The organism is Hoeflea sp. CAU 1731, from assembly GCF_039888615.1.
Classification (GTDB): domain Bacteria; phylum Pseudomonadota; class Alphaproteobacteria; order Rhizobiales; family Rhizobiaceae; genus Flavimaribacter.
Genome location: NZ_JBDQQS010000006.1, coordinates 229374 through 252819, shown reverse-complemented (window position 1 = coordinate 252819; position 23446 = coordinate 229374). Strand labels below are relative to the sequence as shown.

Annotated in this window: 24 protein-coding genes; 9 read left to right on the top strand and 15 right to left on the bottom strand. The window is 59.7% G+C overall.

The annotated features are described in order from the left end of the window. The first annotated feature begins 8 nt into the window (after positions 1-8). From AAFN47_RS12300 to AAFN47_RS12285, 4 genes are all read left to right on the top strand, one after another. Positions 9-1067, top strand: coding sequence for a D-TA family PLP-dependent enzyme (locus tag AAFN47_RS12300; RefSeq protein WP_499809527.1), 1059 nt, complete (start codon positions 9-11; stop codon positions 1065-1067). 13 nt (positions 1068-1080) lie between these two features. Beyond that, complete coding sequence (locus AAFN47_RS12295) at positions 1081-1566, top strand: hypothetical protein (protein ID WP_499809526.1); 486 nt, start codon at positions 1081-1083, stop codon at positions 1564-1566. Between the two features lie 418 nt (positions 1567-1984). Then, positions 1985-2965 (top strand): hypothetical protein, encoded by a 981-nt coding sequence (locus tag AAFN47_RS12290; protein ID WP_499809525.1) that lies wholly within the window; start codon positions 1985-1987, stop codon positions 2963-2965. Positions 2966-3003: 38 nt separating this feature from the next. Further along, complete coding sequence (locus AAFN47_RS12285; RefSeq protein ID WP_499809524.1) at positions 3004-3519, top strand: GNAT family N-acetyltransferase; 516 nt, start codon at positions 3004-3006, stop codon at positions 3517-3519. Between the two features lie 98 nt (positions 3520-3617). On the opposite strand, the gene AAFN47_RS12280 is transcribed toward AAFN47_RS12285, so the two are convergent. The 4 genes from AAFN47_RS12280 to AAFN47_RS12265 all read right to left on the bottom strand — a co-directional run bounded on the left by AAFN47_RS12280 (position 3618) and on the right by AAFN47_RS12265 (position 7404). Further along, positions 3618-3914, bottom strand: coding sequence for a putative quinol monooxygenase (locus AAFN47_RS12280; RefSeq protein ID WP_499809523.1), 297 nt, complete (start codon positions 3912-3914; stop codon positions 3618-3620). Between the two features lie 188 nt (positions 3915-4102). Next, complete coding sequence (locus tag AAFN47_RS12275; RefSeq protein ID WP_499809522.1) at positions 4103-5203, bottom strand: linear amide C-N hydrolase; 1101 nt, start codon at positions 5201-5203, stop codon at positions 4103-4105. Positions 5204-6102: 899 nt separating this feature from the next. Further along, on the bottom strand, positions 6103-6402 hold the full coding sequence (locus tag AAFN47_RS12270) for an ATP-dependent Clp protease adaptor ClpS (protein ID WP_499809521.1): 300 nt from the start codon (positions 6400-6402) through the stop codon (positions 6103-6105). A 126-nt stretch (positions 6403-6528) separates the two neighbouring features. After that, positions 6529-7404, bottom strand: coding sequence for a LysR family transcriptional regulator (locus AAFN47_RS12265; protein ID WP_499809520.1), 876 nt, complete (start codon positions 7402-7404; stop codon positions 6529-6531). 103 nt (positions 7405-7507) lie between these two features. Between AAFN47_RS12265 and AAFN47_RS12260 the strand changes: the two genes are divergently transcribed. After that, positions 7508-7714, top strand: coding sequence for a hypothetical protein (locus AAFN47_RS12260; protein ID WP_499809519.1), 207 nt, complete (start codon positions 7508-7510; stop codon positions 7712-7714). On the opposite strand, the gene AAFN47_RS12255 is transcribed toward AAFN47_RS12260, so the two are convergent. Further along, complete coding sequence (locus tag AAFN47_RS12255) at positions 7715-8650, bottom strand: dihydrodipicolinate synthase family protein (RefSeq protein ID WP_499809518.1); 936 nt, start codon at positions 8648-8650, stop codon at positions 7715-7717. 97 nt (positions 8651-8747) lie between these two features. Here AAFN47_RS12255 and AAFN47_RS12250 point away from each other — a divergent pair, with 97 nt between their 5' ends. Then, positions 8748-10715, top strand: a complete 1968-nt coding sequence (locus AAFN47_RS12250; protein ID WP_499809517.1) for an FG-GAP repeat domain-containing protein — start codon at positions 8748-8750, stop codon at positions 10713-10715. Continuing rightward, complete coding sequence (locus AAFN47_RS12245) at positions 10709-11512, top strand: shikimate dehydrogenase family protein (protein ID WP_499809516.1); 804 nt, start codon at positions 10709-10711, stop codon at positions 11510-11512. Before AAFN47_RS12250 ends, AAFN47_RS12245 begins: the two co-directional genes overlap by 7 nt. Here AAFN47_RS12245 and AAFN47_RS12240 read toward each other — a convergent pair. The 5 genes from AAFN47_RS12240 to AAFN47_RS12220 all read right to left on the bottom strand — a co-directional run bounded on the left by AAFN47_RS12240 (position 11488) and on the right by AAFN47_RS12220 (position 16177). Further along, on the bottom strand, positions 11488-12333 hold the full coding sequence (locus AAFN47_RS12240; protein WP_499809515.1) for a shikimate dehydrogenase family protein: 846 nt from the start codon (positions 12331-12333) through the stop codon (positions 11488-11490). The genes AAFN47_RS12245 and AAFN47_RS12240 overlap by 25 nt on opposite strands. Then, positions 12330-13169: a sugar phosphate isomerase/epimerase family protein gene (locus AAFN47_RS12235; protein ID WP_499809514.1), complete on the bottom strand. Its 840-nt coding sequence runs from the start codon at positions 13167-13169 to the stop codon at positions 12330-12332. Before AAFN47_RS12235 ends, AAFN47_RS12240 begins: the two co-directional genes overlap by 4 nt. Continuing rightward, on the bottom strand, positions 13166-14473 hold the full coding sequence (locus tag AAFN47_RS12230) for a TRAP transporter large permease (RefSeq protein WP_499809513.1): 1308 nt from the start codon (positions 14471-14473) through the stop codon (positions 13166-13168). The genes AAFN47_RS12235 and AAFN47_RS12230 overlap by 4 nt, the downstream gene beginning before the upstream one ends. After that, positions 14470-14985: a TRAP transporter small permease gene (locus AAFN47_RS12225; RefSeq protein WP_499809512.1), complete on the bottom strand. Its 516-nt coding sequence runs from the start codon at positions 14983-14985 to the stop codon at positions 14470-14472. The genes AAFN47_RS12230 and AAFN47_RS12225 overlap by 4 nt, the downstream gene beginning before the upstream one ends. Before the next feature lie 160 nt (positions 14986-15145). Next, positions 15146-16177, bottom strand: coding sequence for a TRAP transporter substrate-binding protein (locus tag AAFN47_RS12220; protein WP_499809511.1), 1032 nt, complete (start codon positions 16175-16177; stop codon positions 15146-15148). Between the two features lie 157 nt (positions 16178-16334). Here AAFN47_RS12220 and AAFN47_RS12215 point away from each other — a divergent pair, with 157 nt between their 5' ends. Together AAFN47_RS12215 and AAFN47_RS12210 are read left to right on the top strand one after the other, a co-directional pair. Next, positions 16335-17372 carry a Gfo/Idh/MocA family protein gene (locus AAFN47_RS12215; RefSeq protein WP_499809510.1) on the top strand — a complete coding sequence of 346 codons (1038 nt, stop codon included), beginning with the start codon at positions 16335-16337 and terminating at the stop codon, positions 17370-17372. After that, entirely contained in the window at positions 17373-18179 is an 807-nt protein-coding gene (locus tag AAFN47_RS12210) for an IclR family transcriptional regulator (protein WP_499809509.1), read from the top strand. It begins immediately after the preceding gene. Here the strand turns inward: AAFN47_RS12210 and AAFN47_RS12205 are convergent, their stop codons facing one another. From AAFN47_RS12205 to AAFN47_RS12185, 5 genes are all read right to left on the bottom strand, one after another. Continuing rightward, entirely contained in the window at positions 18180-19013 is an 834-nt protein-coding gene (locus AAFN47_RS12205; protein WP_499809508.1) for a sulfite exporter TauE/SafE family protein, read from the bottom strand. It abuts the gene before it with no gap. Positions 19014-19026: 13 nt separating this feature from the next. Then, complete coding sequence (ggt, locus tag AAFN47_RS12200) at positions 19027-20553, bottom strand: gamma-glutamyltransferase (protein WP_499809507.1); 1527 nt, start codon at positions 20551-20553, stop codon at positions 19027-19029. 80 nt (positions 20554-20633) lie between these two features. Beyond that, positions 20634-21284, bottom strand: a complete 651-nt coding sequence (locus tag AAFN47_RS12195; RefSeq protein ID WP_499809506.1) for a TetR/AcrR family transcriptional regulator — start codon at positions 21282-21284, stop codon at positions 20634-20636. Beyond that, a complete protein-coding gene (locus tag AAFN47_RS12190) occupies positions 21277-22476 on the bottom strand; it encodes an amidase family protein (protein ID WP_499809505.1) in 1200 nt (399 codons plus the stop codon). The genes AAFN47_RS12195 and AAFN47_RS12190 overlap by 8 nt, the downstream gene beginning before the upstream one ends. Further along, complete coding sequence (locus AAFN47_RS12185) at positions 22473-23264, bottom strand: cysteine hydrolase family protein (RefSeq protein ID WP_499809504.1); 792 nt, start codon at positions 23262-23264, stop codon at positions 22473-22475. The genes AAFN47_RS12190 and AAFN47_RS12185 overlap by 4 nt, the downstream gene beginning before the upstream one ends. Positions 23265-23446 lie beyond the last annotated feature (182 nt).

Here is a 23446-nt window from a genome sequence, read left to right as displayed (position 1 = left end):
GACACGCCTTGAATTTCTGTGAAGTCGATACGCCGGCCGTCATCATCGACCAGTCGATCGCCGACGCCAATCTTCGAAAAGCGCAAGCCTATGCCGACAAGCACGGCCTTGCGCTCAGGCCGCATATCAAGACCCACAAGCTTCCGCTCTTCGCACACCGGCAGGTGGAGCTTGGCGCCGTTGGCCTCACCTGCCAGAAGCTGGGCGAGGCCGAGGTCATGGCCGACGCCGGACTGAAGGATATTTTCATTTCCTACAATATCATCGGCCGGCAAAAGCTCGAGAGGCTGAAAAACCTGCACCGGCGGGTGACGCTCTCCGTCGCCGCCGACAGCAACGCAGTCGTTGACGGGTACGCAGAAACATTCGCCGGTTCCAAATCGCCGCTGACCGTCATCATCGAATGCGATACGGGCGCCGATCGCTGCGGCGCGCAGTCGCCCGGGCAAGTGCTGGAGCTTGCCCGCCGCATCGAGGCGGCCGACAGCCTCGCTTTCGGCGGGCTTATGACCTACCCGCCGCGCGACCAAAGGGCGGACGTCAATCAGTGGCTTGCGGCGGCCATCGAAACTTTGGCTGAAGCCGGCATCCCCTGCCCGCGCGTATCAAACGGCGGCACGCCTGATTTCTACTCGGTCAGCGAGGTCAAGGCCGCTACCGAACATCGTCCGGGAACCTACATTTATTCCGATCGCATGCAGGTGGCCTTCGGCCACGGTACGCACGACGACTGCGCGCTCACGGTGCTCGCAACCGTCGTCAGCCGCCCGACCGAGAACCGCGCCATCATCGACGCCGGCTCGAAGGCGCTCGCCGCCGACACGTGCCCTGCCCCCGGCCACGGCCATATCGTGGAATATCCGGATGCGATCATCACCGGCCTCAACGAGGAACACGGCATGGTCGACGTGTCGCAATGCGCCGAAAAGCCGAAGATCGGCGACAAGGTGCGCGTCATTCCCAACCATGTCTGCGTTGTGACCAATCTCTTCGATGAGGTGAACCTGATCGAGGACGGAGAGGTGATCGCCCGGCTGCCCGTCGCCGCCCGCGGCAAGGTGACCTGAACGGAGAGGCCTCATGCAATACGACAGAAACCCTTTTCCGGAGGGCGACGCCGACCGCCACTTCCTTTGGGAAATGCTGGTCCGGCGCGATATCGACGCCTTCATCGCCCGCGACTGGTCCATGGTGGAGGACGATTTCATCGCCGAGAGCTTCTTCGGCATGCACGCCCACTTCCTCAACGACGCCGACGCCTGGCGGCTCCAGTTCCCGCGCCTGGAGATCTACCGCGACGAGTGGCTGCGGCAGGCTGGGGAAACGGCGAAAACCGAGTTCGCCGAGCCGCTGCGCGACGCCATGTTCCGCATCACCAACATGCGCGACATCGATGTCGACGGCGACAAGGCCGTGCTGCACAAGAAGTTCAACGGACGGATCGCAAAGCCGGACGGATCGTCCGAGCTGCTCAACTGGCAGACCCTCTATTTCTGCCGCCGCGTGGACGGTCGCTGGAAAATCGCCGGCTTCGTCGGCTACATGCCGCATCCGCTTGGGAAGTAAGACTATCCATGGGCTTTGACCACTCCGAAACCGACTACACACTCAGGGAGTTGGTACAAACCGCGAATAACCTTTTCAAACTAAACAGGGATATCCAGTCATTCATTGCCGATTACGGATATTCCGAGATCATAGATCGAAACACATCCGACATAAGCAAGGAGAGCGAATGATCGGTCGGTATTTCTGACACGACCATCTCATTGCCCGGTTCCTGAGCAAACCCATCCCGCTTTCATTCCGGTTTTGCTCTAGCGTCGCCTGCCGACGCGAACCACCCGATCCGCTCTGCCGGAGCTCAAGGGTCTGCACGGCTTCGCGGGACCTCGATTTGTCAAAAGTCCTCCGCCTTGCAACCTTTTCGGTAACGATTTGTGCTAAGTTCACTCGGAGAATGGTCCGTCAGGAGATTCGTCCGATGCTGTTGAATTCGCTCCGTCTCGCCGCTGTTGTCTTTGTCTTCACGGCCCTGTCTGGCTCGCCGCCGTCTTTTGCTGCAGCGTCGAGCTCGGCTATTCCGGCCTGGCTGCAAAAACATGTCGGCACGGGCGAAGGCCAGATTGCGCCTGTCGTTCTTGAGAGGGCGCGCGCCCTCTACCAGCAGAAGCTGCGCCAGGGCGAAGTCAGAAATCCCTGTTACCTTGCAAAGGACGCCACGCGCCCGAGCACATCGCGCAACGGCGCGCCAGGTCAGCGGTTTTACGTTATTTGCGAGCGACAAAAGACATTCCGCGCGGTTTCGTCGGGCTATGGCAACGGTCGCAAACTGCAACGCGCAAATTTTTCGAACGGACGGCAGTGCGCGAAGAATTTCAGCAATGCTGAGGGATCGAAACTGACCGCCGGCGGCTCCTACGTCACTGCCGAAACGAGGACCTCCTTCAAGGGCTACTACAGCCAGTCCGGCAAACGACAACCGTTCCATCGCACCTTCCTGCTGTTTGACGGGGAAGGCGACACGGCGAACGCCAGAGAGCGGGCGATCGGCGGGCATCCGGCCGTTTTCCTGAAATGGCAGTGCCGTTACAAGAATCCGAAAAGCCCCTATGCCGACAAGGAAGGCTATGTGCCTTACGGCAAACTGGTGAACTACACCGGCGGGCGCAGCAATGGGTGCACGACATGGTCGCAGTCTGCTTCCAGGGAAATTCTTTCCCTGGTGGAGGGAAATCCGACGACGCTCTACATCTACCCTGAATCCGGCGACATCGACGCCGTGGCGAACGCGGTCAAGAAACGGAAATCCCTGTCGCGCGCCGGGCTGTACTGGAACGCATCATGTCTGAAAGAAATCAAGGCGCCGAAGTTCTGGCCCAAAAGAACCCTCCAGCCGATCATCAATGAATGGCGTCAGTCGCTTCCAAAACAACCGCCGCTGGAATTGCCGATCTGCAAGTGAACTGAACAGCGGGAATTTCCAGCCGGACGGATACTCTAATGATCACGACGGAGCGGCTCCTTCTTCGGCGCGCGCGGATGAGCGATCTGGACGACCTGCACCGCGTCTTCTCCAATCCGGCGGCCATGCGATACTGGGACAGCCTGCCCTATCAGGAGATAGAGCAGACGCAGCGGCTGCTCGAAGCAATGATCGCGGCCTCACCGCAAGAAAGCGACGACTTCGTCATCGAGCACGAAGGCCATGCGATCGGGAAGGCCGGCTGCTGGCGCCTCGGAGAAATAGGCTTCATTCTGCATCCCGACCACTGGGGCAAGGGCCTGGCCCTCGAAGCGCTTTGCGCGGCCATACCTCACGTCTTCGACAGCCTGCCGGTCGACCGGCTGGAGGCGGATGTCGATCCGAGGAACGACGCCTCCCTCAAACTGCTCTCGCGGCTCGGGTTTCGCGAAGTTGGACGCGCCGCCCGCACCATCCTGTTGGGCGACGAATGGTGCGACAGCGTCTATCTGGAGCTATCGCGCGCGTCCTGGAAAGAGACCCTGCCCGATTGACGCATTCGGGCGCGGCAAACCTCCACCGACCTTGCCTGACAGCATCGACACTCCTCCCGCAGGACGGACAGAATCCAGTATTGACGACAGAGTCACGTTCAGGCTTCGACGAACTCGTAGTGCCGGATCGACCGGCTTTCGACAAGTTCGGCTTCAGCCGGGTCGATATGGGGGCTTTGGTAATCCTCTCCGACGAATGCCTTCAGGGATTCAAGATCCTTCCAGACCATCACGAAGCAAAATTCCCGAGGACTGTCGGGTCGCGGCGCGCCCGGAAGCACCGAAACGATTCCCGCCATACTTTTCATCAGGGGAATGGCCGTTTCGTGAAAGAACCTGCCGAATGCGGCTTCCTTGCCCGGTCGTGTCACAACCTGAAAAACGCGCATGATCATTGCCCACACCTCCCTATGCAGCCGTCGCCGAGTTTAACCCGTTTTGGCTCTAGTGTCCGGGGTCACCTGGCAGGGAGAGGTCGGAAGCAGCCGAACAGTCGACGCCGTTCGGTCAAAAACACGAATGAGGGGGCCGCAGCGCCCCCCCGGTGAACATCGATTTTTTGCGGGCTACCAGGAAGCTCGCATTACTTCGAAGGATCGGCCTGCAGCCACTCGAACGGCGTGGCTTCCTCGAAATGTTCCGCGGCATTGCCCGAATAGTACTTGCCTCCAGCGATCGGCAGCTTCTTCGCGGGCGCTCCCTTCGACAGGTCGAGATCGTCGAGCCTGACCCAGAATGTGTTCGGGGTCGTCGAGGAATCGAAGAAATACACCCTGTTCTTCTGGTCTGACACCGTGCGCCAAAGCGTGGATGCGATGTTCGGCGCCCCCGGCGTCGTAATGCCAAGCGGCACGCTGACGGAACGCATCACGGACAAAACCGAGGCGACGGCCTGGTTGGCGTAGGCCTGATCCGGAACCGCGGCGATGAAATTGGGATCGCTCTTGGTCGGTATCGCGCCGAGCAGGAAGGAGGCGCGCGCAAAACGGTCGGCGGCGGTGTTGGTGCCGGGCAGGAATTTCAACCCGCCGATCTTTTCCCAGTAAGCGTTGAGCGCCAGTTGCTGATCATAGCTCGGCGAGTTGGTCATCACCGTGTACTGCTTGCCGTGGTGAACCACCAGTTCGCCGTCGAGATATTCGAAAATCGCGGAATCGCCGCTCGGATCGGAGATGGAGAGGTGCAGCGTTGCGGCCGAGCCGTTCGGCAGCTTCGGCGCGACGATGCGGAAGGGCTGCGCCTGAAGCGCCTCGACAGCTTCGGCGACGGTCGCAAAGTTGTCGAGCACGTATTGCGCCCAAAGGCCGATCGACATCGGCGGCTTGTCGTCGAGACCGCCATATTGCGCCTCTGCGAGATAGAGCATGTTGGCGACGAGGCCCTTCTCGTTCATGCCGTCGGCGCTGGCGATATTGTAGGCGGAGGCAACGACGCTGCCATACTTGGAGACCCATTTCGGCGAGTCGGGTCCGGCGGCGCCGTCGCGTTCCATGCCGGCGGGAAATGCCCACAAGTCGGTCTGCATGTCCTGCATCCAGTCCATGGACCGGCCGGTCATGACCTCGTTCTCGCTGCCGGTGTAGAGCGTGCGGGTGCAGGCCTCGGCAACGGAAGGCAAGACTGTTGCGCTGGAAAACAGGGCCAGCGCGGCCCAGGTCAGGGTTTTCTTCGTGTCGGTTCGCATGTCGTTTTCTCGCTTTGCGCCGGAGCGCGGTTTGACGCCAATTCGAAGGCGGAATGGTCTGCCGCCATTCCTTCGCACTATTCTCGTCAGGACTGGTGACGGATACGTTTTCTAATCGGATACTTCGTTGAGGCGATACTATACTGTTCTCGCCACAGTTGCAGAAGTCTTGACACTGTATTTGCTAAATGCCGATTGTTACCGGAAGGCTAATGGGGAAGAATAATCGACTCGATTTCATCTCTTTTCCCGAAACGGCCGGCATGCGCATTTGAATACTCCCCGAGCATCGGAACATGCCTGCACTGAAGATGCAGACCGCGCCTCGACTGACGCCGGAACGGCGTCGCAAAGTCCCCAATTCCAAGCTTGGAACAAAACAGGAACTTTTGTGATGAATTACGCGGCAAAATATGCTAGGATGCGCGACGCCATTCAAGCGCGTATTCGCTCTCTCGCCACGTGAATCGATCTCGGCTGCCAGAATTCAATTGCTCCGAAAAGCCCGATTCCCGAAACAAAGCCAGATTGGCCGCATTGTCATGAAAGGAGCTGAAAAGTCGAATTCCCGAAACGAAGCCAAATATCCCGATCGGTGAAAAACACGGATTGCCGAAACAAAGCCAGACTGTCCGCAATGTCATGAAAAAGACTGAAAAGCTGAATTCCCGAAACGAAGCCAGATATCCCGATCGGTGAAAAACGCGGATTCCCGAAACAAAGCCAGACTGGCCGCAGTGTCATGAAAAGGGCTGAAAAGCCGAATTCCCGAAACGAAGCCAGATATCCCGATCGGTGAAAAACGCGGATTCCCGAAACAAAGCCAGATTTTTCCGATAATTATTAATTATACAACAATATCAAAAGTTTATATGAAATTAATGCATCCGCCTTCAGGATCATTCTTCCGGTTCGGCGACGAAGAGCAGCGGATAGCCCTCCTGTGCGCCGAAATCCGTGGCCTCCCTGGCCTTGGTCTCGGCGGCGTCCTTGGGGAGCACGGTGACCACGCATTTGCCCTTGGTGTGGGCGGTGATCATAACGCGAAGCGACTGGTCCTCGGAAAGCTTGAAGACGGCCTTGAGAACCCGGATCACGAATTCCCGCGGCGTGTAGTCGTCATTCAGCAGAATGACCATGTAACGCCGCGGTCGCGCGATCTTCGGTTTTGTCTTCGTCTTTGTTTCAGTATCGGACATCTGCGCCACGCCGAAACGATGCGGGCCGCTCCCTGGCGAACGGCCCTTCTAATATTGCTTGCCCCTATTTTGGTCGAAAACGCGCATTCGTCCAGTTCCGACGGGAAAAAACACTCTCTCGAGCCGCTACGTTTCGGTTGCAGCGTGGCTCTCGGACGTCAGAATTTCGGCGAGCGCCCGGGTCCGGGGAGACTTCACGCCTTTTTTCCAGATCAGATGCGTGCGCAGGAGATTCTCGCCGGCCGGCAGCCGCAGGATCTTCAGCCGCTTCTTCTCAGGAAACGTCGAAATGACGCTGCGGGGCACGAGAGACGCTCCCATGCCGGCAATCACGCAGCCGAGCATGGCGTGGTAGGAGCGGAGTTCGATCGTTCGCTCCGGAAATTCGCCATGCGTTGCATACCAGGCCTCGAGACGCTTCCGGTGCGGACATCCGTTCTCGAAGACGATCATCGTTTTCGGTATCTTTTTCTTGCTTTCCGCGGGCGGATGATCGCGCGAGGTCACGATCACGGGTTCCTCGTCGAAGGCAACGATGGAATCGAACTGTTCTGCGGCGACCGGCTCGGCGATGAGAGCAGCCTCGATTTCGCCGGCCATCACCGCTTCCGACAGCTGCACCGGGTTGCCGGTGCGCAATTCCAGCGCCACGTCGGGATGGCGTTCGCTGTAGGTCGCCAGGACTCCCGGCAGCCGGACGGCCGCCGTGCTCTCCATCGCGCCGAGCCGGAAGAGGCCGCCGGGCTTTTCGCCCTGCACGGCGTCGACAGCCTCCTCGGCAAGCGACATCAGCCGGTCCGCATAGTCGAGCAGTGTGCCTCCGGCCGGGGTAAGAACCAGCCGCTTTCCCTCGCGTGTGAAGAGTGCTACGCCGAGATCCTCCTCGAGCTGTCGAATTCGCTTGGTGACGTTCGACTGAACGCGAAACAGCTTTTCCGCTGCGCGGGTAATTCCGCCCTCGCGCACGACTGCCGAAAAGATCCTGAGATCGGACAGATCCATAATTCTCTCCTGGAGAACGATTCCATGATTATTATTCATTTTTATTCATGGAAGACAAGACATAGATCCCATCCATCGAAACAACTGCCGATGGAGGCGGACCATGCTGATCGATCCCAAACTCTCGTCATGGGTAAACGAGCATATCGTCTGTCAGGAGAGCGCCAGGCGCCTCGCCGATGGCTCAATAGACTATCGTCACTACGACCAACAGGCGCGGCGGTTGCGAGCCCGTGCTTTCGCCCGGCCGCTTGCCGCCGTCGCCAAAGGGTTTCGCGCCATGGCGAATCTGTTCGGAGAGAAAGCCTGATCAGCCGTTCCTGGCGATCACCGTGCGAAACCGCGTCGTGCATTTCTCGATATGGTTCAGCAGATCCCGGGAAGCCCAGTGCCGGTCGAACACGTCATAATCCACGACCCGCGAGGCGGCGTTCTCGAACGTTCCGAGTTCCCGATGATATTCCTTGGCGATGCGCGGGTAGCCCATGCCTTCGGCCATCGCCGCCAGCGCCAGAAACGTTACGAGATCGGAGATCAGCGGATCGTCGCCCTTGTCGCGATTGGCGTAGATGAAGGCGTAGAGGTCGGGATGAAAATTGGTGAAGACGCCGCTGAAGCCCTTGGAGCCGGCCTGCATCGCCTCGAAGGCAATCGCTGCGTTCGCGTTGATGACGGCGAGCGGAGACCCCTTGGTCAGATCGACGCGCCGGCGCACCGTGTCGATATCGCAGGAAACATCCTTGAGGACGACGAAACGACCGGTGTCGCGGCAATAGGCCAGTTCCTCGTCGGAAAGCAGACGGCGGTAGGGCGCCGGGCACTCATAGAGGCCGAGCGGCATGTCGGCGGGCAGTTCGCCAAGCAGCCGGTCCAGGTTGCTTTTGAAAGCCTCCGTTCCCGCATCGTCGGGGTCCAGGCGGTTCGTCACCAGAACCAGCGCGTCGACGCCGGTATCCGCCATCGCCTGCATTTCGGCGATCTGGTCCTCGATCCTGTCGGATATGTGGCCGGAAGCGATCACCGGCGCCCGGCCGGCGGCTTTCACGACAACGGAGCGCGCCAGGGCGACACGTTCTTCAAGGGAGAGCTTCTGCATTTCGCTGGACTGGCAGACCGCGAACAGCGCGTCGGCCCCGTTGTCCAGATACCACTCGACGAGCGCCGCAAGACCTTCGTCGTCGATCGTGTCTTGCCCTGTGAAGGGCGTAAGCATGACGGGAACGATCCCCTCGATGGAAATTGCCATGGACTGATCCGTTTTTACTTTTTTCTGGTGTCGAGTCTGCTAGTTATAAATATGGAATAGCATTCCATTTTTCAAATTGCACAGGAAAAACCAACTTATGAAAGTTACCAGATGGGAAGACGACGCGACTGTCTGGTCCGGTCCCTTCTACGGAGACCGGGCGATTCAATACCAGCCGGAGACTGGGCCTGCAACCATTGCGGGACAAATCATTACATGCGTCGAAACAGTCGACTGGAGCAACAGCGGCAATCGCGACCTTCTGCTGTCGAGCTGGGACGCCTGCTATGACGGTCGTGTTTTCCTGCACCCGCAAAGGGGAACCGCCGAAGACGGCGCGCCGATCCTCGGAGAGCGACGTCTCGTGGAAGGCGTGCGGGGCTACGTGACCGCCGTGCGCGATGGGGAACGGTTTCACCTTGTGTCCGCGTCGCGCATGCGCAAGCAGATATACGTTTTTCCGAACATCGGAGAGCCCAGCGACCCGAAATTCGGTAACCCGGTAGCGCTCGATCTCGACGCCGACTGGGTCAAGGGCAACGAGTATTTCCATCTCGCCCGCTTTCACGACATTGACGGCGACGGGCAAATGGAACTGATCGTCGGCACGGATTGCTGGGACGATTACTGGCCGAACGGACTCGAATGGAACGACCACGGCTACCGCGCCTATGACGCCGCCAGCCGCTGGCTGGGCGGGCCGCTGCGCGGCTACCTCTACGTGTTCCGCAATTCCGGGACGCTTGACAATCCGGTGCTCGAAAAGGGCGTCCCCGTGATGGGCGGCGATGCGGCCTACGAAGTCTACGGCCAACTGGCGCCCGCCTTCGGCGACTTTTCCGGCACAGGTCGCGACGATCTGGTCAGCGGCGAGTTCTGGAATATCCTGCACTACGGCGCGCGGACCGGACCTTTGTCCTTCGATCCGGCAAGGCTGATCTCCGATGCCGCCGGCGACCCGCTGGAACTCGACCATTGCATTCACCTGCCCTGCGCTGTGGATTGGGACGGCGACGGCAAACTTGACCTGCTCGTTGGCGCAGAGGATGGCTACATCACCTTCCTGCGCAACATCGGCAATGGGGATGACGGCGTCCCGCGCTTCGAAAACCGTGGTCGGGTAGAAACCGCCGCTCCGGTCGTTCACGCAGGCGTGCTGCCGTCGCCGGCGGCTTTCGATTTCACCGGCAACGGCCGGCCCGATCTGATCGTCGGCAACAGCGCCGGAGAGATACTGTTTTACGAGAACGCCGGGGGAAGCCCGCCTACCCTGAAAAAGGAAGTGATGATCAAGGCGGGCGGGGAACCGATCCGCATCGCCGCCGGTCTTTCAGGATCGATCCAGGGCCCGTCGGAAAAACGATTCGGCTACACCTGCCCGACGGTTGCAGACTGGGATGGCGACGGCAATCCCGATCTGCTGGTCAGCGACGTCACCGGATTTCACCGTTTCTATAAAAACACGGGCGCTGCGGGCGCGCCTTCATTCGAAGCCTGTCGGCTGCTGACGTTCGGGGGCAAGCCTCTGAAGACTGTCTGGCGCGTGCGCCCGGCGGTCGTCGACTGGCTCGGCGACGGTCAATTGCACTATGTCTGCCTCGACGAGGAAGGCGTGCTCTCGGATTTCCGACGCGGAACCGACACGGCGCTCGAAGACAAGCGCCGCCTCGTCTTCGAAACGGGCGACGAAATCCGTTTTACGGTCGATGTCGGCGGCGGTCGAGGACGCGCCAAGCTTTGCATCTGCGACTGGACGGGCTCCGGCCGCTACGATCTGATTGTCGGCGTCCATGCCCGCGCGAGTCTGCCGCCAGGACAAACCGGAGCGCCGCGAAACACCACCGGCCAGGCCGGTGTCTTCTACGTCGAGAATGTCGGCTCCAATGCAGATCCGGTCTTTGCGGCCCCGAAAGCCATGCGCTACAAGGGCGAGATCATCCAGATGGCGATGCACGTGGCGTCGCCCGAGGCGGTCGACTGGGAAGGCGACGGAGCAACCGGCCTGATCGTCGGCGTTGAAGACGGAAGCATCGTCTGGTTGCCCCGCGGTGAACTGTCATGGTGACGGCAATCAACGGGAACTTTCGCCTGATGGGGGTCATCGGCGACCCGATCAAGCAGGCCCGCACGCCAGACAATATCAATCCGATATTCGCATCCAAAGGCGCGGCCATAATCTGCATTCCGCTCCATATTCCGGCGGCGCATCTTGCGACCGCCTGGGCCGGGCTGAAGGCCATGAAAAATCTGGCCGGCTTCGGCGTCACCCTGCCGCACAAACAATCCGCCCTTGCGCTCTGCGACAGTCTCGACCCTCTCGCCGAACGTGTCGGCGCCGTCAATGTCGTGCGTCGAGAGGCCAATGGTGGCTTTCGCGGCTACCAGTTCGACGGGCTTGGTTTCGTCAACGGATTGCGGACCGAGGGGCTCGATCCCGCGGGCCGTGACACGCTGATGGTCGGCGCGGGCGGCGCTGCCACAGCGATCGCCTTTGCATTGGTCGAGGCGGGCGTGACGCGTCTTGCGATCGCCAACCGGACGATGGAAAAGGCAAGGGACATCGCCGATCAGGTCAATCGCGTCACAGGGACGCAGATCGCAATCGCGGAGCGGGCGGAGCCGAAGCCCGGACAATTGCTCGTCAATGCAACGTCGCTGGGACTGAACCCCGACGATGCATTGCCTTTCGATCCGGCGCTGATCGACGACACGATGGCGGTCGCTGAAGTCATTGCGAAACCGGAAGAGACACGGTTGCTCGCGCTTGCGCGGGACCGCGGGGCGGCCGTCCATTCAGGCATACACATGATTCGCGGCCAGGCGCAGCTGATCGCCGATCACCTGATCGCCGCCGGGTCCTGAGACAGAGGAGCGCCGGCCGGCAGTCCGGCTATGAAGCCGGCGACCAGACCGAGTTGCGCCTTCAGCATGGCGTCGCCGTCGCTGGTCGCGCAACCAATCCTGCGGGCCGCGGCCAGCAAAGGCGTTTCGCGGTCGAGAGCAGCAATATCCGCAATCAGCATGCCGGACCTGATGCAGCCTTCCGACAACGGCATCGGATCCTCCGGCTTGAGACCAAGGGGCGTCGCATTGATCACAACATCACAGGAAGAGAAATCCGGCCACGCCGTCGTGGCGATGGCGCATCCCTTGCCCTGATTGACCATCGACGCCGCCATCGCCGCCGCATCGCTTCTCTCGTCGACGATGTGCAGTCGGGCAAAATTCTCGGCTGCGAGCGCATGGGCGATCGCCCTGCCCGCCCCTCCAGCGCCAATCAGCAGCACCGTGCTGTCTTTCAGGCGTCTGCGCATTTCTCCTAGCCCCGCGACGAAACCGACGCCGTCGAAGAGAGCGCCATACATCGACCCGTCTTCAGCGCGTCGGACGGTATTGACCGCGCCAACGGCCTGCGCGGCTTCCGTCAGACTGCTACACAATCCCGCTGCGCTCACCTTGTGCGGAACCGTAACTGCGATGCCGGCGACATTGGGCATTATCCTCAAGGCGTCCCAAACGTCGCGAAGACCTTCGGCGGGCGCATGAACCGGCACGGAGACGATATCGAGCCCGTGCTCGGCAAAAAGCGGATTGATCAGCCGGGGCGTCTGGACCTGCGCAATCGGGTCGCCGATCACGGGGTAGATGCGCGTTGCCCCGCCGATGTCGATTTCCGGCTTCAAGCCCGTTCCACCACGAGGTCGAAGATGGACGCGCATCGTTCGATGCAGAGATCGATGACTGTGTCTGCGTCCCTCGCCCACCAGTCATCGGAGAAGATTTCCACCTCGATCGGCCCATCATATCCGGCGTGCTTCACCACACTCCAGAGATGGGCCAGGTCGATAACGCCATCTCCCATCATGCCGCGATCGGTCAGCGTGTGCTTTGTCGGCACCAGCCAGTCATTGGCGTGGAATCCGGCAATCCGGCCCTGTTTTCCGGCTCGGGCGATTTCCTCATCCAGTCGCTCGTCCCACCAGACATGATAGACGTCGACGACTATGCCGAGGTTTCGTCCAAGTCGGTCGCAGATATCGTTGGCGTGAGACATGGAAACGATACAGGACCGATCTCCCGCAAGCATCGGATGCAAGGGTTCGAGCGCCAGCCTCGTAGCGCCGTCGCCAAGGTGATCCAGCAAATGGCCCGCCGCCTCCTCGGTCATGCTTCGCGCCCCGTCCAGCCCCTTCTCGCCTTCCGGCGCGCCGCCCGGAAACAGCAAAACATGGTCGGCGTCCAATTCCAGAGCCAGATCGATCGAACGTTTGGCTGCGTCGAGTCGTTGTCTGCGCTCCGTTGCGGATGAAGCCAGCAGCGGTCCCGCCCGGTTGTAGCCGAAGACGCGCGAACCGGTCTGCGTCAGAACCTCTTTCGCCGCAGCCTTGCCGATGCGATCAATTTCGTTCTCCCATATCGAAACCATGGACAACCCGCGTTTGCCGCAAGCCTTTACGAACGCCGTCATATCCATTTTTTCACGCACGGTGGCGTGATTGAAAACGAGCCTGTCCGTCATGACGCGAAACCGAAATATCTGGGCAGCGCCATCGCCAACCAGGGAATGTAAGTGACGAGGAGCAGGATGAAAATTTCAGCAGCGATAAATGGCAGGATCGCCTTTGCGCCTTTTTCCACCGGCAGCTTGGCTATGCCGCAGGCGATGAACAGGCAAAGACCCAGCGGCGGCGTGCCGCAACCGATGATCAGGTTCAGGACCATGATCACGCCGAAATGGATGGGATCTATCCCATAGGACAGGGCAATCGGGGTCAGGATCGGCGCCATGATGATGACGCTCGCGCCGCCGTCCATGAAGGTTCCGATCACCAGCAGCAGTATATTCACCAGCAGCAGGAAGATGATCGGATTTTCCGAAAAGGCCTGAAAAAAGGAGCCGAGCATCATGGGCAACTGGAATATGGTCAGCACGTAGCTGAGAATCTTGGCGCAGCTGATGATCATCATCACCGCGGCTGTCAGCATGGCCGTATGTTTCAGCATCACCGGCATGTCGGCGACCTTGAGCGACCTCTCGATCAGATAGCCGAAAATCAATGCATATAGCACGGCAAGCGCGCCAGCTTCCGTTGGCGTCACCACGCCGCCCAGAATACCGCCAACGATTATCAGCGGCATGCCGAGTGGCCAGAAGGCGTCTCGGGTGATCGCGACTTTTTCACTGAAGGGAAGCGAACCGGTCCGGCGCGGAAACTTGTGCTTCCGGTCGAGAATGAGCACCGTTGCGATAAGGGCCAGCCCGATCAGTATTCCCGGCACGAGGCCGGCAATGAACAGCGCGCCGATGGATGTGCCGACCGACACCCCGTATATCACCATCATGATGCTGGGTGGAATGATAGGCCCGACCGTCGATGAACTTGCGGTCACGGCAACGCTGATTTCCTTGCTGTAGCCTTCCTTTTCCATGGCCGGAATTAGCACGCCGCCGATCGCGGAGGTGTCGGCCTGCGCCGATCCGGTGATGCCTCCGAAAAACATGCTGGCGACGATGTTGGCGTTGGCGAGGCTGGCCGGCATGCGTCCGATCAGCATGACGGAAAATCGGACGAGCCGATCTGTAATGCCGGATCGGTTCATGATCTCGCCGGCGAATATGAACAGCGGTATCGCCAGGAGTGGAAAGAATCCTATCCCGGAGTAAATGGACTGCGGAATGGCTATGAAGGGGTTGCCGAAGGTTTGGCCCATGCTGATCACGGCCAGCCCGACCGTTCCCGCAACGCCGAGCGAAATATAGACCGGAACCCCGATCATGATCAGGACAAACAGCAGGAGAATGAGTATCAGGCCGGCGATCATGACGGTTCAACGCTGCGCCCGGACAAGCCGCCGAAGAGCTTGGCCAGGAATTCATAGAGTATCAGGACGCCGCCAAAGGGCATGATCCCGTAGACAAGCCAGAGCGGCATGCCCGTCATCGTCGCCGTCAACCGTCGCGATTCCCAGGCGTAGGTCGTCGACGACCAGATCATGGTCACCAGAAAGCCGATGGTCGCAACCACGCCGATCACCCGCAGGATCGCGGCGACGCGCGGCGGCGTGTTGTCGAGCAGCATCCGCAGATCGGTATGGACTGCGTGGCGCGTGGCGAGCGCCGCGCCAACAAGGACAAGCAATATCATGAGATTTATGACGACTTCGTTCAGCCACAGAATGCCGCTGGACAGGACGTAGCGATAGAACACCTGAACAAGCACCAGAACCACGATTGCCGCCAGCGATGTGATGCAGACGGCGCTCTCGAACATGTGGATGGCGCCGTCGGCCAATCTTGCCGGTGTAATGCGGCCATTCGCGGATTTGCTTGTCATGGACTGCGTCGGGGCCTGACGAAGATTGAGTTTGAAACGATCCGACTCCGCCGCTGATATAGGAAACCGACGAAGCCGGACGCCGAGTCACGTTGCCTGGGAGGACTGTAACTCGAATGGTGCGCGGTGCGTCAACAGTCGTCACACCGCATGGTGGCGATTATCCCTCGTCACGAACCTTGACGATGGTCTCGTAAAGCTCCCGCGTTTCTGGACTGGCGTTGCTGAGATATTCGTTAATCAACGGCTGCACAGCTTCGCGGAACGCCGCCTTGTCGACCTCGTTGACTTCAACGCCGTTGTCCTTCAGCGTCTGCATGTCGGAGGCCATGGCCTCTTCCCACTTTGCGTTGAAGTCTTCCTGAGACGCTTCCCCAGCCTTGAGAATGGCTTCCTGGAGTTCAGGCGAAAGGCTGTCGAAGACCTTGAGGCTGATCATCTGCGGATCGGGGATGATGAACTGCTGGGTGAGAGAGTAGAATTTCGCGACCTCGTACATCTTGTTCGACGCGATCACCGGAGGTGAGTTTTCGAGACCGTCGATGGTCTTCTGCTGAACTGCCGTGTAGACCTCGCTCCACGCCATCGGGACGCCGGTCGCGCCCATGGCGGTAATGGCTTTGGCCAGCATCGGGCTCTGCATGACGCGGATCTTGATGCCGTCGAGATCCTCCGGCGTGTTCACCGGACGCTTCGAGTTGATAATGCTGCGTTCGCCGAGATTCCACCATCCGATGATCTTGAAACCGTTGGCTTCGGCGTCCTTGTTGAGCAGTTCGGCAACGCGCGGATCGGTGATCACTCGGATCGCGTCAGCGCCGCTGTTGAACAGGAACGGTACCGAAAAAATCGACCACAGGTCACTGAAATTGCCGAGGTCCGACGCAGCCGCTTCGGTCATCTCGATGGAGCCGTTGCGCAGTCCCTCGAGGCTCTGGATCTTGTTGCCGAGCTGAGAGCTCGGATAAAACTGGAAATCGATATTCCCGTCGGAGTACTCCTCAAGGAACACGCCGAGTTGCTTGGCGCCGTTTGCCTGCGCGCCAGCGTCAGGAAAGACCGCCGAGTATTTGAGCACGACCGGATCATCGGCCAGAGCCTCACTCGGCGCGAGTGTGGAGCCTGCCGCTACGGCGCCGGCGAAAGCGGCCGCCGCCAGCATGGTGAATTCACGTCTGAAAATACGAAACATATCATTACCTCCCAAAGGCTTTACAAGAGGCCTTTTTCAATATCGGAATTGTATTCCATTTTCAATTCCTATTTTATTTTGTTAGAAACTTTATGATAATCAAGCACATCGGAGTCGCGTGATCGACTTCGTCCACAAGCGACACTCGGAATCTGAAATGAAAATCGTCATAATCGAAGCAAGCCATTGGCATGTCCCGCTCTATCTCGACGCACTCGGTGATGACGGAATTGAGGTGGTGGGCGTATCAGATTCTGCAGGCGGCCCGGGTCCGGCGATTGCAGACCGATTTGGCGCCCGGTTTTACAACCGCTACGAATCGATGCTGGAGAATGAGCAACCGGATTTCGCCTTTGCGTTCGGTCGCCATTGCGACATGAACGAAATTGCGAAAACGTTGATCGATCGCAACATTCCCGTTGCGCTGGAAAAGCCCTGCGGAATGAACGGCAGTGAGGTGTCGGAACTCAGACAACTGGCCGACGCGCAGAACGCCTTCGTTTCAATTCCTCTCATTTTTGGCTTCAGTGACCTGCCGGCGGCCCTGACGCAAGACAATCCGTCCTCGCCATGGCGGCACATGGCTTTTCGCTTTATCGCCGGACCGATAGAACGATACCTCGACGCCAATTGTCCGTGGATGCTCGCGCGCTGCCTCGCTGGTGGCGGGTGCGCCATCAATCTCGGGGTTCATTTCGTCGATCTCGTGCTGCGCCTTACCGGACAGGACATCAGTTCGGTCTCAGCCCGGATGACGCAGGCGCCGGACAAGGCCGATGTGGAAATCTATTCGTCAATAACACTGGAGACGACAAGCGACCAGATTGCAACCATCGAAACCGGCTACACGTACCCCGGCGGAACTTCCGAACTCCGAGATTTCACCTTTGCGCTCGCGTCCGACGACGCCTACTACCGCTCCCGGCTGGAGGGTGTGACGAGAACGCCGCGGGATGGATCGCCGGCGCGCCAAATCGACATCGAACTGAACACCGACATTTTCTACGCCGCCTTCGTGCGAGACACATTGCGGGCCGTCCGCTCGGACAGGAAACCGCATGCGGGGCTCGACAGGATGGAACGGATCATGAATGTGATAGATTGCGCCTACAAATCGAACGAACAGGGTGGAACGGCAGTCCGCGTCCGCGATCAAGAGGCGCGAAACGGAATGACAGCGCCGGGGGTAAGTTAAATGTCACAGATCAACAGATGCTTCGATATCCTGGAGCTGTTTTTCGAGAACCCAGGCGGGCTGAGCCTTTCGGAAATCAGCGCGCGGACGGATATACCGATGGCGACCGCACACCGGATACTGAGCTTCATAAAGAACCGCGGTTACGTTTATCAGGACGCTCGGGAAATCTATTATCTCTCCCTGCTGCTGCCATCCATGGGCGCCAACTACATCGGCGGAACAGGTTTTACGGAGCTGCTTCAACCGCATCTGGACCGGCTTGCAGCGTTAACAGGCGAACATGTCCGCCTGTCCTCCGTCGTCGACGGTCAGATCATCTGGGTCCTGCGCGCAGTCGTCAGCAGCCACGGTCTGCAATATCGCGGCGGCATCGACACCAGGATCATTCCGCATACGACAGCTTCCGGAAAAATGTGGCTCGCAAGCCTGAATGACGAGGAGGCGCTGCGCATCGTCTCCAACTGGAACATCGAGCAATCGCGAAACTACGCCGGCCCGAAGGCTGTCACCTCGGTCAAGTCGCTGCTGGCCGATCTGAAGTCCATTCGCAAACTCGGCTATTCGATCATCGTCGAGGAGGCGGAGGTCGGCGTCTGCGCCATTGCCATTGGCGTCTACCAAAACAATGCGCCAGGCCACTTGCTTGGCACCGTCAGCGTTGCCGGTCCGACGGCGAGACTGGATCGAAACAAGCTGGAAAGCCTCGTGCCCGACATCAGGGAAACAGCGCAAAAGGTCCAGGAAACATGGAGCCTGTGGACTTCGGTCAACCGCGAACCGATAGCGATGTCCTCGCTGGCGTGATCAGCTCAGCAGGCTGTAGAACATGCGCGCCGACGTGACGACAAGAAATCCTGCGAAACAGTAGCTCAGCACGCGGCGTGGAATGGCATGGGCGATCTTCGCTCCAACCGGCGCAAACAGGGTCGTCAGCGGAACAATGGCTATGAAGCCGAGGAGGTTGACGTAGCCGATGGAAAAAGGCGGCAGGTTGGATGCTCCCCAGCCGGCGATAATATAGCCGATCGTGGCGGGAACTGCGATCACGAAGCCGATCGCCGCGGCCGTTCCCACTGCGCGCCTGATGTCGAAACCGAATGCCGTGAGTATCGGCACGCCAAGCGTTCCCCCGCCAATGCCCATCATCGATGAAATAAGACCAATGCCGACGCCGGATCCGAATTTGACGCTGGCGTTTGGAAAATCGCTCGTCAGCGCCGCATTGTTGGCGCGCAACAGCATGTTTACAGCGACGACCAGCGCCACCACCGCAAAGACGAGCGTCAGCACTTCGCCGCCGACATAGCCCGCGATCGTCGTGCCGATTACCACGCCGACAATAATCGGCGCGGCCCAGGACCGCAGCAGCGCATAATCGACCGCGCCGCGTTTGGAATGACTGCTGGCCGAGGAAAGCGAGGTCACGATAATGGTCGCAAGCGAGGTCGCCACCGAAAGCTTGATAGCGATCGCTTCCGGAAGCTGGGTGGCGACCAGCACGGAATAGAGCACCGGAACGATGACGATGCCGCCGCCGACGCCCAGCAGGCCCGCGATGAGTCCGCCAACGACGCCGGCTCCGATCATCGAAATCAGAAATACAAGGTGTTCGGCGGTGAGTAAGCTTAAAATGTCCATGTTCGGCTCGTATTCAGACGCCTAGCGCGATGCCGTCCTTGCGGTGATCGGATGCCCCGAGGAGCAGACCGCGCTCGCGGTCGATCCAGATCGCCTGGCAGCCGCCTATCGGCTCGTCCGCCCAGACTGTCTTGTGTCCTCGGGATTCGAGATCGGCCCTGACATCCTCCGAAATTGTCGTTTCAAGCTTCAGCGCTCCGCCAAAGCAGAAACTCCGCGGAGCCTCGTTCGCGAGTTGCGGATCAAGCCCGATGTCGATCAACTGGCTCAGGAAATGCGCCTGGCCCGCGGCCTGGTACTGGCCGCCCATGACGCCGAACGACAGAACCGGTTTGCCATGCTTCATGAGCATGGCGGGAATGATCGTGTGAAACGGCAACTTGCCCCCCTCGACTTCGTTGGGATGCCCCTCATCCAGGCTGAAACCCGAACCGCGGTTCTGGAATAGCACACCTGACTCTGGCGCGTAAATTCCGCTGCCAAAGGTATCGAAAATCGAGTTGATGAGAGATATCGTGTTACCGTCGGCGTCGACGACCGAAAGATAAACCGTATCCTTGTGACTAGGCCCTTCCCATGGTTTGGCAGGCGTCGCCCGACACATGTCGATCTGCTTTCTCAGCCCGGCTATCGTGCTGTCGCACAAGATCGCCTCGACATCGACTGGATGGCTTCCGGGATCACATATGACGGCGTCGCGCATCGCGTAGCCGATCTTGCAGGCCTCAGCGAGCACATGGATCCGGTCGGCTTCCGACATTTCCGAAAACGCGAAGCCGTCGAGAATGCGAGCGATCAGGAGGGCCGCAAGCCCCTGGCCGTTCGGAGGGCACTCCAGCAACTCGTAGCCCTTGTAAGCCGCCGAGATCGGAGCGGTTTCAAAGCTCGAGTAGTTTTTGAAATCTTCGGGCGCATGCACTCCGCCCGCTTGTCGCAGAACGCTCACCATCTCTTCCGCGACGCCGCCTTCATAGAAGGCGTCCCGACCTTCCGTCGCAATTCGCTGCAGAGTCGCCGCCAGCGCTGGCTGAAGAAAACGCTCCCCTTCCAGAGGCGCTCTTTCACTGGGAAGAAACGCTGCGCGACAAGGCGCATGGTGCGAAATTCGGGCACGGTACATATTCCAGTCAAAGACGACCCGCGGCGTCACACAGAAGCCGTCGCGTGCTGCGGTGATGGCGGGAGCCAGGACGCGCTCCATGTCGAGCCGACCATATTTGGAGATGAGCGAACACCAGGTGTCCACAGCTCCCGGCACGGTCACTGCGTGGGCGCTGTCGGGAGGTATCTGCGTCAGACCCGCCTCTCTGAGGGCATGGGCGTTAAGCGCCGCAGGCGCTGGTCCGGACCCGTTAACCGCAATCGGTTCCCGGCCATCCAGAGCAAGCAGCGCAAAACAGTCGCCGCCAATGCCGGTCATCTGCGGCTCCATGACGGATTGCAACGCGACAGCCGCGATGGCCGCGTCAACGCAATTGCCGCCCGATCTGAGAATATCGACCGCGGCCAGAGTAGCCAGCGGATGAGATGTGGCCGCCATGGCGGTATCGGAAATACAGACGGACCGGCCCGGCTTCTGAAAATCTCTTTGCTTCAACGGCTTATTCCTTCTTGTTTTCGTCAGGCTGCGAGAAATGCGCGAACCATCTTTCGGGCCGCCTCGTGCTGACCGGCGCGCCATTCGGGAGTATCCAGATCACGTTCGAAAATGACCGACAAGGTATACACATTCGACAGGTGGAACTGGTTTAGCGCAACCATCATCACGTACACATAGAGCGGATCGAGCCCTGGCTGGACCGTTCCGCTTTCTTCGCCTTTCAACAACAGGTCGCGAATCAGGTCCAGAACCGGCGAGGCCATTTCCGAAACGCGCTTCGAGCTCTTCAGATAGCGCGCTTTCTGAATATTCTCGTTCGACAAAAGCCTGACTAGATGTCGATTGGCGGCAAAATGCCGGTTCATGAAGTCGAAGAGCTGCAGCAACCCTTCCATCGGCTCCAGATGTTCGACGTCGATTTTCAGTTCTTCCTTGCGAAGATCACCAAGCACGTCCTCGAGCACAGCAAGATAGAGACCAGACTTGCCGCCGAAATAGTGATAGATCATGCGCGGATTGGAGCCGGCCCGCTTGACGATACGCTCAGTTCGAGCGCCCGCGAAACCGTGCTGCGCGAACTCGATTCGCGCCGCCGTCAGCAGTTTGCCGCGGGTGTCGGCGGCGTTGCGCGTGCGCTTGCGCGGGGGCGCTTGCCTGTTTTCGTCAAACATGGTCTGACCGGAAGTGTCCGGAAAGTCGCTCTACCAGATCGAGCAGCGCTCGATCTGCGCCCGGCGCGCCGAGGAGTGAACAGGCGATGCTTCGTCCACCTGATCCCGCGCCGAGTTGAACCTGCGGCGCCCCGGAATGTCCGGCGACCGCATTCAGTCCCAGAGCACGCCCATAGAATTCTCCCAATGTCTCCTCCGTTTCGTCGTGTGTCAGCCAGGCGACCGGCGAGACAGGTAAAATCAGGGCTGTGTCGGCAGGGCACAGTCGGACGAGTTGCCGCGCAAAAGCCTGGCGAACCTTGAGCGCCTCCCCGTACTCTCCTTCACCAATCCGCCCGACGCCCTCAAATCGCGCCTTGATGGACGCCCCAAAATCCGGACGGATATCCATAATCCTCGCCCCCAGGCTGCGGTTGATCTCGTAGCCCTGCACGGTCTGGTAAGCTGTGCTCAACTCGGCAAGCGAAAACTCGTTGAAAGCCTTTACGGGATCGTCCGTCGCAATCGCGCCGCCGGCGGCGACCATATCATCGGCGACGGCGTTCTCGACATGGTCCAGCGCGTCTTCCACAAGTCTGACGCGACGCACGGGCGGCGCGGTCGCCGCCGGCAGCAGCGCCTCTCCGATTTCGCGGAGGAGACGCGCGTCGCGCGCAAACCAGCCCACCGTGTCGTAGCTGGGCGCAAACGGCAGCACGCCCCCGGTTGACACCGCCCCATGGCTTGGCCTGAACCCGAAAACGCCGCAAAAAGCTGCCGGCACTCGGACCGAACCGCCCGTATCCGTACCAAGGGAAAAGTCGCACTGTCCCCTCGCAACCGCTACGGCCGATCCGCTCGAAGACCCACCTGGCAACCAGTCCGGATTACGAGGATTTGCAGGTGTTCCGTAGTGGGCGTTGGCGCCCTCGAGACTGAAGGCCAGTTCGTCGGTCACGGTCTTGCCGATGCATCGCGCGCCCGCCGCAAGCAACAGTTGCACGGCGTCGGCGTGCTTCACTGCGTGCGACGCGGCGGCCCGCCAGACCGGATTGCCGGCGCCGGTGCGATGGCCTTCCACGTCGATCAGATCCTTGACGCCAAACGTCTTGCCGGCAAGCACGCCAGCACTGGCCGCGGCGATATTGAACCGCTCTCCCGGTACGAAAGCGCTGCAGGCGCTCGGATGCATAACTGCCTGCCTGATCGTCACTTGGGCAGCGCCGCGATCACGTCGCCGGAAGAGCAGACGAAACCGAAACACTTCTTCACGTTCCAAACCGTCGCTTCGGTGCAGAAGTCCGGCGAGGAGGTCGCACAGCAATCCTCGACCATGATGCAGCCATAGCCGAGGAAATTCGCATCCGTCAGCGAATGCAGCACGCACTGGTCCGTATTCACGCCGGCGAATAGTATGCTTCGTACGCCGAGGTTTTTCAGGATCGAATCGAGCGGCGTATCCCAGAACCCGCTGATTCTGTATTTGTCGACCATGATATCGCTATCGAGCGGCTTCAGTTCATCGACGACGGCGGCCGCCCAGGAATCTTTCTGCAGGACGGGCGCGCCGTTCGACGGCAGGGGATCACCAAGACCAATGCCTTCCCCACTGTTTTTGTAGAGATGGATCTGGTTTGGCGGCATGTTGAGCAGGTCAGGCCGGTTGCCCCAGTTGACCCAAATCACCGGGACGTCATTGTCGCGCAATTTGGGCAACAACGCCTGGAGTGGCTCAATCGGCGCGCGATCGGACTCGTAGTCCCCGCCGGCCTGTTCAACGAGACCATCTTTCGCACAGAAATCGTTCTGCATGTCTATGATGATGATCGCGGTGCGCGCCAGGTCCACAGTCACCGTCTGCGGATTGGCGTCGATCGTAGCGATGACCGGCTCCACCACCGGTAGCGTCATGTCGACATTCGCCTCCGTGGCAGTCCAGCGCGTATTGCGTCCGACGCCCAGCGGATTGTTTTTGACCGTCTGCCCCGAATGCTTGCCCATACCGTTCGCCTTTCGCATTCCCATGATTGCCTGAAACAAAGCAAGCAGCGTGCCAGCGCTGCAATCGCTGGGTTTCCGGCGTTCTCCAATAGCGCCACCCGCGAAGCTGCCCATTTGGACGGCAGATGCGTCCCATACTTGAACAATAAATAATCATTTACTTACTTAAGCAAGACTCATGA